This is a genomic window from Halomonas sp. KM072, assembly GCF_050710315.1.
In the GTDB taxonomy this organism is placed as follows: domain Bacteria; phylum Pseudomonadota; class Gammaproteobacteria; order Pseudomonadales; family Halomonadaceae; genus Vreelandella; species Vreelandella hamiltonii.
In genome coordinates this window covers 3,157,887-3,173,938 of record NZ_CP136132.1, presented here as the reverse complement: position 1 = coordinate 3,173,938, position 16,052 = coordinate 3,157,887, and the positions used below count along the sequence as shown (strand labels likewise).

Sequence of the window (16,052 nt, the reverse complement as noted above, 5' to 3'; positions counted from 1 at the left end):
TCATGGTCACGTTAGACGCCATCACCTTTGATTTGGACGACACCCTATGGGACAACCAGGGCGTCATGCTGAAAACCGAAGAAGGCCATTACCGCTGGCTGTTGGAAGCGCTGGCTGCATGGCGTGCTGCCCGTCAAGAGGCGCCGCTACCGTTAACGTATGATGAGGGCGTGGCGGATTACCTGAAGCGCCGCCAGCAGTGGGCAAGCCAAGTGCCTGAACGGCGAGGTGACTTTACCTGGCTAAGGCTACGAGCGTTGGAGGCCCAATTGGAAACCAGCGGTTTGCCACGCAGCGCTGCGCTGTTATGGGCCGCTGCGGCAATGAATGAGTTCCACCGTCTGCGGGTGCAGGTCACGCCGCACCCAGAGGCTGCTGGGCTGCTATCGGCGCTTGCCGAGCGCTATCGGCTAGCAGCGATTACCAACGGCAATATTCACCTTAAGCGCCAGCCATTGGCGGCCCACTTTCCGGTAGCGATTGCCGCTGGAGAGCTGCTGGCTCCCAAGCCTGACCCCAAGCCTTTTCTCACCGCGCTGGAGCGACTGAATACCGTACCGCAGCGCGCCATGCACGTGGGCGACTCCTGGAATGAGGATGTGCTTCCCGCCCAGCAACTGGGTATGCATGCCGCCTGGGTGGCTGAATGTGGCGACCAAACGCTGCCTGAGCGGGTTCACCGTGTTGCTCATGTCAAAGAGCTACCGGAGCTGATTGAGTGGCTGGAAAAACGCGCCTAGACCACGCCTATTAACGGGCGTCTTCTGGAGTGTGCAGCCACTGGTCTAGTTTTTGGGAAAGGGTATCGACCCCGTCGCGTTTCAGCGATGAAAACAGCTGTACCGATACGAGGTCTTCCCACTCTTTTAAGCGGGAGCGCACTTTCTGCAGGGCGGCGCTGGCTGGGCCACGCTTCAGCTTGTCGGCTTTGGTCAGCAGAATATGCACCGGCATGCCCCGCTGGTCGGCGAACTCCAGCATCATCTGGTCGAATTCGGTGAGCGGGTGACGCACGTCCATGAGCAGGACCAGGCCACGCAGGCTGAAGCGGCCGCGCAGGTACTCGGAGAGGTGCTGCTGCCACTCGATCTTGACCGCTTCCGGCACTTTGGCATAGCCATAGCCGGGCAGGTCGACCAGGCGGCGATTTTCATCGTTCATCACGCTGAAAAAGTTGATCAGCTGGGTGCGCCCGGGGGTGCGCGAGGTGCGTGCCAGCGCGTTCTGCTGGGTCAGCGCGTTGATGGCGCTGGACTTGCCCGCATTGGAGCGCCCGGCAAATGCCACTTCGGCGCCGGTGTCGTCCGGGCACAGGGCCAGCGTGGGGGCGCTGATCAAGAATCGCGCAGTAGGGTAGTTCAGTCGTGGGACTGGGCTATCATGAAGGGTAGACATGAAGGTGTTCCTGAAAACAGACATGAAAGAGGGCTCATCGAGCCATCCTGCAGGGATCGCCAAGGTACCGCGACGAATTACCCCAAAAGCAGACATGGACTTGCATTCCCGCCGCTTGGGTGATTCGTTATAATGCATGAGGTTCATAACTGCGACCTGGGGCGCTAGTGTACCATCGCGCTCTAGCCAGCAGCGACCAACAACATGTTGTTCGTTTCGGCGGAGCTGACCCTGGTAGTGTGCAGAGCCTGGGCAGCGCCCAGGGTGCGTACCAGTCAATAATCAAACGGCATAGTGGAATAGCAATGAGAAAGTTACTGGCAAGCCTGGCAATTACCATGGGTGCCGTTGGCACCGCTCACGCCCAAACGGACCTTCAAGCCGACGCAGATGCGGCCGCTGGTCGCGAAATGGCACAAACCTGCGCTGCCTGTCACGGCCAAGCGGGTATCAGCCCTTCGGGCGCTTTCCCTAACCTGGCCGGACAGCAGATGTCCTATCTGGCCAAGCAGATCATGGACATTCGTGACGGCGACCGCATGGTCCCCACCATGGCAGGTCAAGTAGACGACTTCTCCGACCAGGATGCCTGGGACGTGGCGGCCTTCTTCGCCGGTCAGGACGCCAACCTGGGTCAAACCAGCGATGAAGACGCCGAGCTGCTCGCGCGCGGTGAAGAGCTGTATCGCGCAGGCGACATGAGCAAAGGCATTCCTGCCTGCAGCGCATGCCATACGCCCACCGGTGTCGGCATCGGCAGTGCCGTCTATCCGGCGCTGTCGGGTCAGCACGTGGAGTACACCATCTCCACCCTGCAGGACTTCGCATCAGGCGAGCGTACCAACAGCCCCAACAACCTGATGGGCGATATCGCTTCCAAGATGAGCGATCGTGACATGGAAGCGGTTGCGAACTACGTATTGGGCCTGAACTAGGCGCTCGATGCCGTGCCTCATCCTGCGTTGTACCGGCAGGATGGGGAACCTGCCCGTGCAAGCGGTGGTCTTAGCCTCGCCCTTGTTGGCTCGCTTATTCTGGAGAGTTCTCGCTATGTTGAAAACGTTGATGGTCGCCCTGGCTGGTCTAGGTCTTTCCGCTGCGGTCAGTGCCCAGGAGTTGGTGGAAGGCCAGCACTACACGCTGCTGGCGTCTCCGGTCGCCACGCAGGTGGAAGAAGGCCAAATTGAAGTGACCGAAGCGTTCTGGTTTGGCTGCCCGCACTGCTACCGGTTGCAAGAGCATGTCAGCGACTGGTACGACACGCTGGAAGACGACGTCAGTGTGATCCACATGCCGGCCACCATGGGCGGTGACTGGAATACCCACGCCACGGCCTTCTACGCCGCTCAGTCGCTGGGTATCGAAGAAGAGCTGCATGCCGACTTCTTCGATGCAATCCATCAGGATGGCCGCTCTCTGACCGACCCTGACGACATTGCCGAGTTCTTCGCCAACTACGGCGTCAGTGAAGAAGAAGCCAAGCAGGCGTTGACCGCTTTCAGCGTACGCAGCGATGTCAACAAGGCCAACAGCCGCATGCGTGAAATGCGCCTGATGGGGGTTCCGGCCATCGTGGTGGATGGTCGCTATGTGGTATCGCCGCAAACCGCAGGCAGCCTCGAGAACATGCCGCGCATTGCCGATGCCCTGGTGGAAAAAGTGCGTAACGAGCGCGCTCAATAACCGTGCTCGAACACGGCACTGCCGGTGAGCCTGCGGGCTCACCACAGGCGCCCACCGCTCCCTTGCTGGAGCGGGGGCACCTGCGCCTGCTGACGTTCAATCTGCAGGTGGGTATTCAGACCTCTGCCTATCACCATTATCTCACCCGCAGCTGGCAACACTTCTTGCCGCATCCCCAGCGCTTGAAGCGCCTGGCGATGATGGGCAGCGCGCTCGAGCAGTTCGATGTGGTGGGCTTGCAGGAAGTAGACGGTGGCAGCTTTCGCTCCAGCCGTGTCAATCAGGTAGAGTTCCTTGCCGCCCAAGCCAGATTTCCGCACTATTTTCAGCAGCTGAATCGCAACTTGGGCAAGTTCGCCCAGCACAGCAACGGGTTGCTGTCGCGGCTGGTGCCGAGCCGTATCGAAGAGCATCGGCTGCCCGGGATGCTGCCAGGGCGAGGCGCGATTCATGCCCGCTATGGCGATGGCCCCGATGCCCTGCACATCTTCGTGGCCCACTTGGCCTTGAGCCACCGTGGCCGAGTACGCCAACTGGACTACCTCAGCGACATCATTCAGCCGCTGCGCCATGTGGTCGTGATGGGGGATCTCAACTGCACGCCGGATCAACTGCATGCCCACGAGCGTTTCAGCACATCGTTGCCGCTGCATCCGGTGAAACCACTGCTCAGCTACCCCTCCTGGCAGCCCCGTCGGGCGCTGGATCATATTCTGCTGTCCCAAACGCTGGAAGCCGCAGAAGTGCGCGTGCTGGATCATCTGTTTTCCGATCACTTGCCCATCGCGGTCGACCTGCCCTTGCCCGCAGCCTGCGTCAGTGCGCTGGCAGAGGCCGAGCATGCTCAAACCCATGGGGGTTCATAGCCAGACGTTCCGCCCAGACGTATGGATAAGCGTTTAATCCTGTGAATGGGGATGACGTCAGGCCCAGAATCAGCGATGATTCTGGGCCGTTTTTATTCATGCTGGGACATCTGCTATGCCGACGAGTGCTCAAGAGCCACGTTTATTGCGTTGGCTGGACTGCGTAACCGAGGGGATTGGCCGAGCCATTGCTTGGCTGGTGATCATCATGATGCTGGTCCAGTTTGCCATTGTCATCATGCGCTACTGGCTGGGCATCAACAGCATCGTCATGCAAGAGTCGGTGATGTACATGCACGCCGCAGTGTTCATGCTGGGCGCCGCCTGGACCCTCAAGCGCGATGGTCATGTCCGCGTCGATATTTTCTATCGCCGCCTGTCCGACCGTGGGCGGGCCTGGATCGACCTGATGGGCACGCTGCTGCTGCTGATTCCGGTGTCGATCTTCATCGCCGTCAGCAGCTTTCATTACGTACGCAGCAGCTGGGCCATCATGGAACGCTCATCGGATGGCGGCATTCCTGGCGTCTACCTGCTGAAGACGCTCATGCTGGTGATGGTGGCGCTGCTGCTGCTGCAGGCGGTGGCACAGCTGATTCGCCAGACCTTAATATTGCGCGGCAAACTGCCTACCACGCCCCCTGCTCACGAGGAGATCATCTAGTGCTGGCGACCTTATTAGACATGATGCCGCTGGTACTCTTTGCTGCGGTCTGTATCGTCCTGATGCTGGGGTATCCGGTGGCGCTTTCGCTGGCGGGCACCGCGTTGGCTTTTGCCGGGTTCGGGCTGCTGCTGCAGTCCATGGGCGTGGATGTTCCCTTCGAAGCGCGCATGATGAACGCCATGCCCAACCGGCTTTACGGCATCATGACCAATGCCACGCTGCTGGCGGTGCCGCTGTTCGTGCTCATGGGCGTTCTGCTGGAGAAGTCTCGGGTAGCCGAAACGCTGCTGGACGCCATGGCCATGGCCTTCGGCGCGCTGCGCGGCGGCCTGGGTATCGCGGTGGTCATCGTCGGCATGTTGCTGGCGGCTTCTACGGGGATCGTCGGGGCCACGGTCGTCACCATGGGGCTTCTGTCGCTGCCCACGATGCTGAAGCGCGGCTACTCGCCCGCGCTGGCCACGGGCACGATCTGCGCCACGGGTACGCTGGGGCAGATCATTCCTCCCTCGATTGCGCTGGTGCTGCTGGGCGACGTACTTTCCAGCGCCTACCAGCAGGCGCAGCTCTCCATGGGCGTGTGGAGCCCGAAAACCCTGTCGATTGGGGACTTGTTCATTGGCGCATTGGTGCCCGGCCTGTTGCTGGTCGTGGTGTATATCCTCTATCTGCTGATGGTGGCATGGTTGAAGCCGGAGGCGGCACCGGCGGCGGACCGCGCAGTGCTGAAGGCCGAGCTGGGACACACCGGGAGCATCTGGCCGCTGCTGCTGAAAGGCTTGCTGCCTCCGGTACTGCTGATCGTGGCGGTGCTTGGCTCGATTCTGGGGGGCTTTGCAACGCCTACCGAAGCGTCGGCGGTGGGCGCGTTTGGCGCGCTGGTACTGGCGGCGACCAATCGCCAGTTGAGTATCAAGATGCTCAAGGAAACGCTGCACTCCACGGCGCAGGTCACCAGTATGGTGTTCCTGATCCTGATTGGCGCTGCGCTGTTTTCACTTGTGTTTCGCGCTTACGGTGGTGAAGAGCTGGTCACCGAGCTGTTCGAAGCCATGCCGGGCGGCGTGGTCGGGGCCACGCTGGTGGTCATGCTGGTGATCTTCCTGCTGGGCTTCATTCTCGACTTCATCGAAATCACCTTCGTGGTGGTGCCCATCGTCGGGCCCGTCCTGCTGGCCATGGGCGTAGACCCCATCTGGCTGGGCATCATGATCGCGGTCAACCTGCAAACCTCGTTTTTGACCCCGCCGTTCGGTTTTGCGCTGTTCTACCTGCGCGGCGTGACCCCGGCCAGCGTGCCGACCTCGGCCATTTACAAGGGCGTGATCCCGTTCATCATTCTTCAGTTGGGCATGCTGTTGGCGCTGGCGATTTTCCCCGGCATCGCCACTTGGCTACCCTCTGTTCTCTAAGAGGTGAGGAGCGTCATGATTGCCAACGTATTGACCATCGCTGGCTCCGACCCCTCTGGTGGGGCGGGCATCCAAGCGGATCTGAAGACCTTCTCCGCGCTGGGCACCTACGGCACCAGCGTGATCACGGCGCTGACCGCCCAAAACACTTGCGGTGTCGCCGGGGTACATGGCGTCTCGGTGGCGGCCATCCGTCAGCAGTTGGAGCACCTGCTGGCCGATGTGCATATCGATGCCGTGAAGATCGGCATGGTGGCCAGCCGTGACGTGGCACAGACCATTGCCGACGTGCTGCGGCAGCGTCGCCCACGCTGGATCGTGCTGGATCCGGTCATGGTCGCGAAGAGCGGTGACGTCCTGGTGGACGATGCCGGCATCCGCGCCGTGCGCGATATTCTGGTGCCCCTGGCGGACGTGATCACTCCCAATCTTCCCGAAGCCGCCGTGCTGCTGGACCGCTCGCGGCCCGCATCGCTGGAAGACATGGAGGCGCTGCTGCCAGCGCTGGTGGCCTTGGGCGCGCCTTACGTGGTACTCAAGGGTGGGCACCTGCGGGGTGAAACCTGCCCGGATTTGCTGGCCTCCCCTCAGGGCCGGCGCTGGCTGGCCGCCGAACGGATTGCCACCGACAACCTGCACGGCACCGGCTGTGCGTTGTCATCGGCGATCACGGCATGCCTGGCCAAGCTGTCCCCGCAGGCAAGCAGCGAGGCCCCCATCGAAGCGATCACCACCGCCAAGCAGTGGTTGCACGAGGCCCTGGCCGCCAGCGAACGCCTGAACGTGGGCCAGGGAAGAGGGCCGGTTCATCACTTTCATGCCTGGTGGTAGCCGTCGCTGGAAGCGCTCAATGACTCAGGGCCTGCGCCGATAAAAGACCGCTTGCGAGATAGGCGAACGGGCACCATGCTGAAGGGTGCCCGTTTCATCCAACCGGCTGCGCTATTCGGCCAAGGAGCACGCCATGTCTCGCTCGCTGCTGTTTGCCTCCGATCTTTCCCAGGAAAATCGCGCCGCGTTTGCACGCGCCCTGCGCCTTGCCCATGAGCAAGGGGCGGCCTTGAGTGCACTGCACGTACTCGACCCTTATCTGCCGCACCGTACCCTGCATGACCTGGAACAGGCCGTCAGTGATGATATCAGCGCCACGCTGACGGATTTGCGCGAAGACTACGCCCTGGCGATGCCGCCGCTGATGATCCAGACCGTGGTGGGCGAGCCCCACGCGGAAATCGTCCGCGAGGCCCACGAGCGTCAGGCATCGCTGATCGTGCTGGGTATGCACCGCAAACGAGGCCAGAAGGAACTGCTGCAGGGCACCACCATGATGCGCGTGCTGCGCAGCGCACCATGCCCCGTGGTCGTCGCGTTCACCCCGCCGACGCAGTCCTGGCGGCATATCGTGGTGCCCATCGATTTTTCACTCACTGCACGCCAGACGCTCAAGGAAGCCCTGATACGCTTCCCGGAGGCGCAGATTACTCTGCTGCATGCCTGGAGCCTGCCCGGCGAGCGTGAGCTGGGTAATCAGGCCTTCTACGCCCAGTGGCGGGACCATGAGGTCAACCGGCTGCGCACGGCGCTGGACAACGAAGTCGATAGCCTGATGGACGAACTGCAGGGCGTGCCTGATACGCAGCTGGTACTGGAGCCGGGCAACCCCTGCGATGTGCTCGGCGACTATATCAAGCGCCATTCGCCTGACCTGGTGATGCTGGGAAGCCGCAGCCGACCCCAGCAGCCCAACCCGCTTACCGAGATGCTGCTGAGCGAGCCGCACTGCGATGTGATGATTTGTCGGCCCTGGTAGCACCGCACGCCACTGGTTGTACGGAACCTTTACGAATAGCATGGGTATGTATAGCGTAGAGGTTCCTGTTCCTTCTGCTTCAAGAGGAAAACATCGTGCGGCGACTCAAGCAATCCACTCCGTTCACTATCCTGTTACTGCTGGCAGCATCGCTGTGGGTATCGGCGGCCATGGCCAGCAGTGTCACCGAGCGTGCCGCGCCGCCTGGAACTGGCATATTTTCACGCCATTTCTGCCAGTGACTTTGCCGATGCCACCGAAAAAACCTTGCGTGACTCCCTGACGTTATTCGAATTCAACCAGATTCAGGACAGCATGGTGCAGCTCAACCAGCGCTATCAGGATGTCTCGCCCGGTGACCGTTACCTGTTGAGCTGGGACGGCGAGCAGCTGCGCCTGGCCCTCAATGGAGAGACGCTCTTCGAGGATGACAGCGCCGAGTTTGCTCGGGCCATGTTTGGTATCTGGCTGGGTGAGCGCCCGCTGGGCGAAGGCTTTCGGGATGCCCTGTTAGGGCGGAGCTGAACTGCGCTAGACTCTTGCCCCTGAAGAGCAGACATCACCCAGGGGTAAGCGTGACGTGAAGGCTTTGATTCAACGAGTAACCACCGCCAGCGTGACGGTGGAGGGGCAGGTCATCGGCGCCATTGATCACGGGCTCATGGCGCTGATCGGCGTCGAAAAAGGCGACAGCGAGGCCAATGCCGACAAGCTGTTGCACAAGTTGCTGCATTACCGCGTGTTCAGTGACGAGGCGGGCAAGATGAACCATAACCTGCAGCAGGCCCAAGGGGGCTTGCTGCTGGTGTCCCAGTTCACGCTGGCCGCCGATACCCGCAAGGGGCTGCGGCCGGGTTTTTCCAGCGCCGCACCGCCGGAGGAAGGCGAGCGGCTATTCGATTACCTGGTGGCGCGCGCGCAGCAAGCGGGCCCACCGGTGGCCACTGGGCAGTTTGGCGCCGACATGCAGGTGGCGCTGGTCAACGATGGCCCGGTGACCTTCATGCTGGAAGGGTAGCGGAAAAACCTCAGGCGTTTTCGCTGGCCAGCAGTTCGGCTTCCATGGCTTCCAGCGCCTCTTCGGCGGCCAGCCAGGCCTGCTCGGTGCGCTCCAGCTCGACCTTGGCATCGGCTTGCCGGGCCAGCGCCTGGGTCAGTTCCGCCTTGCGGGCGCTGTCGGTATACAGCGTGGCATCGGCCAGCACGGTTTCGACTTCTTCCAGCGCCGCCTGGGCCTTCTCCATCTGTTTTTCGGCCTGATCACGAACCTTTTTCAAGGGTCGCAGCTTTTCACGCAGCTCGGCGGCGGCCTTGCGAGCGGCCTTGCGATCGGTCGTGGGCTGCTGCCCCTGGCGTTCGCTCTTCTCGCTGCGTGCGTCGCGGCGGCTCTCTTCCAGGCGTGCTTTCAGCCAGGCGCGGTAATCCTCCAGGTCGCCATCGAACGGCTCGACCCGATGGTCGGCCACACGCCAGAACTCATCGACCGTGGCGCGCAGCAGGTGACGATCGTGGGAAACCAGGATGACCGTGCCCTCGAAGGCGGCCAGCGCTTCGGTGAGCGCTTCGCGCATTTCCAGGTCCAGGTGGTTGGTCGGTTCGTCCAGCAGCAGCAAGTTGGGTTTTTGCCAGGCCACCAGGGCCAGGGCCAGGCGCGCCTTCTCGCCCCCCGAGAAGATCGCCACCTCGCCGAAGGCGTCATCGCCCTTGAAACCGAAGCCGCCCAGGAAGTTGCGAATGTCCTGATCGCTGGCAGTAGGGGAGAGCCGCTGGACGTGGACAAATGGGGTGGTGGTCACGTCCAGCCCTTCCAACTGATGCTGGGCAAAGTAACCAATCGCCAGATGCTCGCCGGGCACCCGCTTGCCTTCCAGCAGGGCCAGCTCGCCGGTCAGCGATTTGATCAGCGTGGATTTGCCCGCGCCGTTGGGGCCCAGCAAGCCAATGCGGCTACCGGGTAGCAGGGTGATATTGACCTTTTCCAGCTGCGCGACATCGGCCGCTTCGCTGCGATATCCCAGGGTTGCCTGATCCAGCACCAGCAGGGGGTGAGAGGTCTTGTCGGCGGCGGGTAGCGTGAAGTGGAAGGGCGAGTCCACATGCGCCATGGCGATATCTTCCATGCGCTCGAGCATCTTCATGCGGCTCTGGGCCTGGCGAGCCTTGGTCGCCTTGGCCTTGAAGCGGGCGATGAACCGCTCTATTTCCTCACGGCGCGCCTGCTGCTTGGCGGCTTCGGCCTGCTGGAGCGCGAGCTTCTCGGCGCGGGTACGCTCGAAGCGTGAGTAGTTGCCCCGGTAAAGCTCCAGGGTCTGATGATGCATGTGGACGATGTGGTCGCACACGGCATCCAGGAAGTCGCGGTCGTGAGAGATCAGCAGCAGCGTGCCTGGGTAACGTACCAGCCACTGCTCCAGCCACAGCAGTGCATCCAGGTCCAGATGGTTGGTCGGCTCGTCGAGCAGCAGCAGGTCGGAAGGCATGAACAGAGTGCGGGCCAGATTGACTCGCATACGCCAGCCACCGGAAAAATCTGAAAGCGGGCGCTGCAGGTCGGCCTGTATGAAGCCTAGCCCCACCAGCAGCTGGGCGGCGCGGGAGGCGGCGCTGTAGCCGTCCAGCGTCTCGATCAGACCATGCAGCTCGGCTTCACGGTGGGCATCCCCCGCCTGCTGGGCGGCCAGCAGGTCGGCTTCGGCCTGGCGCAGGGCATGATCGCCATCCAGCACGTACTCGACGATGGGGCGGTCCAGCGCTTCCACTTCCTGAGCCATGTGTGCGATACGCTGGCCACCGCTCATCTCTACATCGCCCTGGTCCGGACCCAGCTCGCCCAGCAGCAGTTTGAACAGGCTCGACTTGCCTGCCCCGTTGGCCCCGATGATGCCTGCCTTGACCCCGTTGTGCAGGGTCAGGTCGGCGCTTTCCAGGAGCGTTTGCGTACCTCGTTGCAGGGCGACTTGGCGCAGTGCGATCATGCTTTCTCCCGAAACCAGTGGGTAAATTCATGGATTCTAACCGATTGCAGGACTTGCAGCAGGCTTTGCAGCACCGTTCGCTATGGGATTTTGCGCTGGCCTTTTATGCTCAGCCCGGTGTGGAGCAGGCGTGCTTGACGCTGCAGGACGCCGCCGATGTCGATGTCTGCGAGCTGTTGCTGCATGGATGGCTGTATTGCCACGGCCTTCAGGTCAGGCGCGAGGCGCTTGCCGATATCAGCCGTGAGCGAGCGCATTGGCAGGGCCAGTTTACCGAGCCATTACGTCATCTACGCCGTGAATTGAAGCGTCAGGCGGCCGAGGATGAGGCCATCGATGCGTTGCGCAAGACCATCAAGACCGCCGAGCTGCAGGCCGAGCGTGTAAATCTTCAACGTTGGCAGCAGTGGGCTCAGGCGCCTGAGCATGCCTCGCAGCGTTTGGAAGAAGTCGTTGCTAGTCAGCAAGATGGAAGCATTTGGCTGCAAAATAGGCTTTTTTTGGCCGATGTTGACAGCGCTTCACTGCATGATTCACGCGTGCGCGATGACATCGCTGCTGCGCTGGAATGCCTGGCAAGTCGGCTTGACCACTGTAAATCACCACGCTAGCCTGAAATTAGGCTGTTTTTGGGCAACCCGTGCCAATTGTGCGGCGATCGCCCGCTAACCCACAGCAATGAGTCAATCGGCAAAAGCGTTTCTGCGTGGTTAGCGGATGACCAGACAGCACTGGACAGATAACACCAAACTCATGCTCGCTCGTAGAGCGTGCTACCACTGCCAGGGAACTCTGTATGAAGCCAAACAAGTTTGTTTCGACCCGTTCACTCACCACGAAACTCATCACGTCCGCGAGCGTAGGTGCTCTGCTGCTGGGCCTGAGCGCTGCCGCGCAGGCAGACAACTGGCGCTATGCCCATGAAGAGTACGAAGGCGACGTTCAGGACGTCTTTGCCATGGCGTTCAAGGAGTACGTGGAAGAGAACTCCGACCACACCGTTCAGGTGTATCGCTTTGGTGAGTTGGGCGAGTCCGACGACATCATGGAGCAGACTCAGGCGGGCATTCTGCAGTTCGTCAACCAGTCTCCCGGTTTCACGGGGGCGCTGATCCCCGAAGCGCAAATCTTCTTCGTGCCTTACCTGCTGCCCACCGATGAAGAAACGGTCATCGAGTTCTTCAACTCCAGCACCGCGATCCATGAAACCTTCCCGGAGCTCTACGCAGAGCAGGGTCTGGAGCTACTGAAGATGTACCCAGAGGGTGAGATGGTCGTCACCCTCGACGAGCCGTTTACTTCGCCAGACGAGCTGCGTGGCAAGAACATCCGCACCATGACCAACCCGCTGCTGGCGGAAACCTACCGCGCCTTTGGTGCCAGCCCCACGCCGCTGCCTTGGGGTGAGGTCTATGGTGGCCTGCAAACCAACATTCTGCAGGGCCAGGAAAACCCCATCTTCTGGATCGAGTCGGGCGGCCTGTATGAAGTCTCCCCCAACCTGGTGTTCACCGGCCATGGCTGGTTCACCACGGCCATGATGGCCAACCAGGACTTCTTCGAAGGTCTCTCGGAAGATGACCAGCAGCTGGTGCGTGATGCCACGGAAGCGGCTTACGAGCACACCATGGAACACATCTCGGGCTTGGCTGACGAGTCGCTGGAGAAAATCCAGGCCGCCTCGGATGACGTGACCGTGACGCGTCTCGATGAAGAGCAGATTCAAGCCTTCCGCGAGCGTGCGCCTCAGGTAGAAGAGCGCTTCGTGGAGATGACTGGCGAGCGCGGTGCGGCACTGCTCGAGCAGTTCAAGGAAGACCTCGAAGCGGTGACCAGCAACTGATTCATGGCAAGGGCTTGGCAGGGCTGACGCCCACAATGCCCGCAAATGCGTGAAAGCAAAAGGGGTGGCCAAGTGCTGCCCCTTTTTGTTCACCACTCCGTGAAGAGCAACACCCTTCAAGCGTGACGCAGGGGGCGGCTAATCAGCGTTGAATGGTGGGCTGAGTCGAGCCGCTACAGTAGCAAGGTAGACCGACAAGTGTAACGGGAACAGAGAGGAACAACTCCAATGGATATGAGCGAAGATGATATTGCTGAAAAACAGTATCGCTCTATGCTGCCTGGGCTGCTGGGTACCGTTGATACGTGGATCAGCAAGGCCGAAGCCTTCATCTTGGCCTCGGGTGTCATTCTGATGGCCATCAACACCGTGGCCAACGTCATTGGCCGCTTCGTGTTTGGTGAAAGCCTGCATTTTTCCGAAGAGGTCAACCGCATGCTGATCGTGCTGGTGACCTTCGCCGGGATTGGCTATGCCGCTCGGCATGGTCGGCATATCCGCATGTCGGCGATCTACGATGCGCTGCCCACGGGCGGTCGCCGTGCGCTGATGGTCTTCATCAGTCTGTTTACGGCGCTAGTGATGTTCGTGCTGTGCTACTTCTCGATTGGTTATATCGACACCATCATGAGCCGAGGCCGTAGCTTGCCCTCCACGGGCATTCCTGCCTGGTGGATGTACGTCTGGGTGCCGGTGGGCTTTGCCGTTACCGGTATTCAGTACGTCATGACGGCGATCACTAACCTGCTTTCGAAGGATGTGTACCTGTCCACGCATGTGGTGGACGGCTACAAGGACACCGAAACCGAAGTCTAGGCAGCGAGGAAACACGCATGACTGCGACGATAATTACCCTCATGATCGTGCTGCTGCTGCTCGGCTTCCCGATGATGATCCCCTTGATGACCGCGGCCTTCGTGGGCTTTTTCATGAGCTTCGGCGGCCTGGGCCAGATGGAAACGCTCATTCAGCAGATGATGCGCGGCATCAGCCCCACCGCGCTGATTGCGGTACCCATGTTCATTCTGGCAGCCGACATCATGACCCGCGGGCAGTCGGCCAATCGATTGATCGACATGGTGATGACCTTCGTGGGCCATATCAAAGGCGGCCTGGCCGTCAGTACGGCGGTCTCCTGCACGCTGTTTGGTGCCGTGTCCGGGTCTACCCAGGCCACCGTGGTGGCCGTGGGCTCCCCGTTGCGCCCGCGCATGCTGAAGGCAGGCTACAAAGATCCCTTCACCTTGGCGCTGATCATCAACTCCAGCGACATCGCCTTTTTGATACCACCCAGTATCGGCATGATCATTTACGGGGTGGTATCACAAACGTCGATTGCCGAGCTGTTCATTGCCGGTATCGGGCCCGGCCTGCTGATTTTGGCCATGTTCTCCGCCTATTGCATCATCTACGCCATCGTCAACAAGGTGCCCACCGAGCCCAAGGCCAGCTGGAAAGAGCGAGCCGTGGCCGTGCAAAAGGCGCTGTGGCCGCTGGGCTTTCCGGTACTGATCGTCGGTGGCATTTATGGCGGGGTGTTTAGCCCGACCGAGGCGGCGGCGGCCTGCGTACTGTACGCCTTCCTGCTGGAATTCGTGATTTTCCGCTCGCTGAAGCTGCCGGACATGTTCACCATTGCCAAGTCCACGGGCTTGATCACCGCCGTGGTGTTCATCCTGGTGGCAGCAGGCAACGGCTTCTCGTGGATCATCTCGTTTGCCCAGATCCCGCAGACGATTCTGGGCACCTTCGGAATCAATGAAGCGGGGCCCGTGGGCGTGCTGGTGGCCATTTCGATAGCCTTCTTCGTGGCCTGCATGTTCGTCGATCCCATCGTGGTGATTCTGGTGCTGACCCCCATTTTTGCACCGGCGATTGCGGCTTCGGGGCTGGATCCGGTTCTGGTGGGGGTACTGATCACCCTGCAGGTGGCCATTGGCTCGGCAACGCCGCCCTTTGGGTGTGACATCTTTACCGCCATTGCGATTTTCAAGCGGCCTTACCTGGAAGTGATCCGCGGCACGCCGCCCTTCATTTTCATGCTGATTCTCGCGGCGGCCCTGATCATCATGTTCCCGCAGATTGCGCTGTTCCTGCGCGACCTTGCTTTCCGCTAGCCGCTAGGAGCGCTTATGTTCAACCGCATCTTGATTCCTGTGGATGGCTCCAAGGGGGCCATCAAGGCGCTGGAGAAGGCCGTTGGCCTGCACATGCTCACTGGGGCAGAGCTCTACCTGCTGTGCGTGTTCAAGCATCACAGCCTGCTGGAAGCGTCGCTCTCCATGGTGAGACCCAACAAGCTCGACCTGCCGGACGATGCCTTGAAGGAGTACGCTACCGAAATTGCGGTGCACGCCAAGTCGCATGCCATCGAACTGGGTGCCGATAGCCTGCGCGTGCGCGCTTTCGTCAAGGGCGGGCGCCCCTCGCGTACCATCGTGCGCTTTGCGCGCAAGCGGGAGTGCGATTTGATCGTGATCGGCGCGCAGGGCACCAACGGCGAGAAGAATCTGCTGTTGGGCAGCGTGTCCCAGCGCGTGGCTGGGGCGGCACACTGCCCTACGCTGGTGGTGTAAACCTCTGCGGCATCCTGTTGTCTGAAGAGAACGTCTGAACAACACCCGCCGCGTCAGGTAATGCAGCCTGACGCGGCGGGTGTTAGTCTTTAGAGATTCGACAACACGTTGGCGCGCTGCGCCGCTGGATAAGGTTTTTCCATGAAAGCACTTGTGACTTCTACTGCCCTGACTGGTTTGTTGCTGGTAGCACCGTTCGCCGCCGCAGCCCCCGAGACCGACGAGCAACGCCTGGCTTACAGCCTGGGGGTGACGTTGGGCGAGAGCATGCAGGCCGATATCGAAGATCTGGATCTCGATGCCTTCACCGATGGCATGCGCGACGTTTTCGACGGTAATGAGCTGGCGATGAGCGAAGAAGAGATGATGGAAGCGCTGATGAACTTCCAGGAAAGCTCCATGGAGGCCCGCGAGCAGCAGGCCGCTGAAATTGCCCAGCTGAACCTGGAAGAAGGCCAGGCCTTCCTGGAAGAGAACGCCGAGCGTGGGGGTGTGGAAGTCACCGAGTCGGGCCTTCAATATGAAGTGCTGGAGTCTGGCGATGGCGCCACGCCTGGCCCTGAAGATACCGTGGAAGTGAACTACGAAGGCATGCTGCTGGATGGCACTGTGTTCGACAGCTCCTTCGAGCGTGGCCAGTCGGTCAGTTTCCAGGTGAATCAGGTCATCGAAGGTTGGCAGGAAGCGCTGCAACTGATGAGCGTGGGCGACAGCTGGATGCTCTATATCCCTGCCGAGCTGGCTTACGGCGAGCGCGGTCAAGGTCCGATCGGTCCGAACGAGATGCTCACTTTCCGCGTTGAACTGCTGGGCGTCGAGTAACCC

The 16,052-nt window shown here is 60.9% G+C and carries 19 protein-coding genes; 17 read left to right on the top strand and 2 right to left on the bottom strand.

The genetic code is table 11. From position 1 onward, the window contains the following. Positions 1-2 precede the first annotated feature (2 nt). Positions 3-740, top strand: coding sequence for an HAD family hydrolase (locus RVM26_RS15020; RefSeq protein ID WP_054644908.1), 738 nt, complete (start codon positions 3-5; stop codon positions 738-740). Positions 741-750: 10 nt separating this feature from the next. Here RVM26_RS15020 and yihA read toward each other — a convergent pair whose 3' ends face one another. Next, entirely contained in the window at positions 751-1,395 is a 645-nt protein-coding gene (yihA, locus tag RVM26_RS15015; RefSeq protein ID WP_287807043.1) for a ribosome biogenesis GTP-binding protein YihA/YsxC, read from the bottom strand. A gap of 305 nt (positions 1,396-1,700) precedes the next feature. Between yihA and RVM26_RS15010 the strand changes: the two genes are divergently transcribed. The 10 genes from RVM26_RS15010 (at position 1,701) to dtd (ending at position 8,851) form a co-directional block, all read left to right on the top strand. Then, complete coding sequence (locus RVM26_RS15010) at positions 1,701-2,330, top strand: c-type cytochrome (RefSeq protein ID WP_039178828.1); 630 nt, start codon at positions 1,701-1,703, stop codon at positions 2,328-2,330. Positions 2,331-2,445: 115 nt separating this feature from the next. Next, entirely contained in the window at positions 2,446-3,078 is a 633-nt protein-coding gene (locus RVM26_RS15005) for a thiol:disulfide interchange protein DsbA/DsbL (RefSeq protein ID WP_287807045.1), read from the top strand. 2 nt (positions 3,079-3,080) lie between these two features. After that, positions 3,081-3,944, top strand: a complete 864-nt coding sequence (locus RVM26_RS15000; RefSeq protein ID WP_287807046.1) for an endonuclease/exonuclease/phosphatase family protein — start codon at positions 3,081-3,083, stop codon at positions 3,942-3,944. A gap of 115 nt (positions 3,945-4,059) precedes the next feature. Then, positions 4,060-4,608, top strand: coding sequence for a TRAP transporter small permease subunit (locus RVM26_RS14995; RefSeq protein WP_039178819.1), 549 nt, complete (start codon positions 4,060-4,062; stop codon positions 4,606-4,608). Beyond that, a complete protein-coding gene (locus tag RVM26_RS14990) occupies positions 4,608-6,023 on the top strand; it encodes a TRAP transporter large permease (protein WP_287807049.1) in 1,416 nt (471 codons plus the stop codon). The genes RVM26_RS14995 and RVM26_RS14990 overlap by 1 nt, the downstream gene beginning before the upstream one ends. A gap of 15 nt (positions 6,024-6,038) precedes the next feature. Beyond that, complete coding sequence (gene thiD, locus RVM26_RS14985; RefSeq protein ID WP_498939478.1) at positions 6,039-6,854, top strand: bifunctional hydroxymethylpyrimidine kinase/phosphomethylpyrimidine kinase; 816 nt, start codon at positions 6,039-6,041, stop codon at positions 6,852-6,854. Between the two features lie 133 nt (positions 6,855-6,987). Beyond that, positions 6,988-7,833, top strand: coding sequence for a universal stress protein (locus tag RVM26_RS14980; RefSeq protein ID WP_189463835.1), 846 nt, complete (start codon positions 6,988-6,990; stop codon positions 7,831-7,833). A 95-nt stretch (positions 7,834-7,928) separates the two neighbouring features. Next, positions 7,929-8,075 carry a hypothetical protein gene (locus RVM26_RS14975; RefSeq protein WP_498939475.1) on the top strand — a complete coding sequence of 49 codons (147 nt, stop codon included), beginning with the start codon at positions 7,929-7,931 and terminating at the stop codon, positions 8,073-8,075. Further along, positions 8,026-8,358, top strand: coding sequence for a chalcone isomerase family protein (locus RVM26_RS14970; protein ID WP_287807054.1), 333 nt, complete (start codon positions 8,026-8,028; stop codon positions 8,356-8,358). The genes RVM26_RS14975 and RVM26_RS14970 overlap by 50 nt, the downstream gene beginning before the upstream one ends. Positions 8,359-8,413: 55 nt before the next feature. Then, entirely contained in the window at positions 8,414-8,851 is a 438-nt protein-coding gene (gene dtd / locus RVM26_RS14965; protein ID WP_039178806.1) for a D-aminoacyl-tRNA deacylase, read from the top strand. 10 nt (positions 8,852-8,861) lie between these two features. Here dtd and RVM26_RS14960 read toward each other — a convergent pair whose 3' ends face one another. Continuing rightward, positions 8,862-10,808, bottom strand: a complete 1,947-nt coding sequence (locus RVM26_RS14960; protein WP_498939473.1) for an ABC-F family ATP-binding cassette domain-containing protein — start codon at positions 10,806-10,808, stop codon at positions 8,862-8,864. Positions 10,809-10,837: 29 nt separating this feature from the next. On the opposite strand from RVM26_RS14960, the gene RVM26_RS14955 reads away from it, so the two are divergent. From RVM26_RS14955 to bamJ, 6 genes are all read left to right on the top strand, one after another. Further along, complete coding sequence (locus tag RVM26_RS14955) at positions 10,838-11,419, top strand: TIGR02444 family protein (protein WP_287807058.1); 582 nt, start codon at positions 10,838-10,840, stop codon at positions 11,417-11,419. Between the two features lie 185 nt (positions 11,420-11,604). After that, complete coding sequence (locus RVM26_RS14950; protein WP_287807061.1) at positions 11,605-12,651, top strand: TRAP transporter substrate-binding protein; 1,047 nt, start codon at positions 11,605-11,607, stop codon at positions 12,649-12,651. A gap of 228 nt (positions 12,652-12,879) precedes the next feature. Beyond that, complete coding sequence (locus RVM26_RS14945; protein WP_096921809.1) at positions 12,880-13,467, top strand: TRAP transporter small permease; 588 nt, start codon at positions 12,880-12,882, stop codon at positions 13,465-13,467. A gap of 17 nt (positions 13,468-13,484) precedes the next feature. Beyond that, on the top strand, positions 13,485-14,768 hold the full coding sequence (locus RVM26_RS14940; protein WP_039178791.1) for a TRAP transporter large permease: 1,284 nt from the start codon (positions 13,485-13,487) through the stop codon (positions 14,766-14,768). Between the two features lie 15 nt (positions 14,769-14,783). Next, positions 14,784-15,227 (top strand): universal stress protein, encoded by a 444-nt coding sequence (locus tag RVM26_RS14935; RefSeq protein WP_016915442.1) that lies wholly within the window; start codon positions 14,784-14,786, stop codon positions 15,225-15,227. Between the two features lie 141 nt (positions 15,228-15,368). Next, the gene (gene bamJ, locus RVM26_RS14930) at positions 15,369-16,049 is read left to right on the top strand and encodes a peptidylprolyl isomerase (RefSeq protein ID WP_498274608.1); all 681 of its coding nucleotides are present in this window, start codon (positions 15,369-15,371) and stop codon (positions 16,047-16,049) included. Positions 16,050-16,052 lie beyond the last annotated feature (3 nt).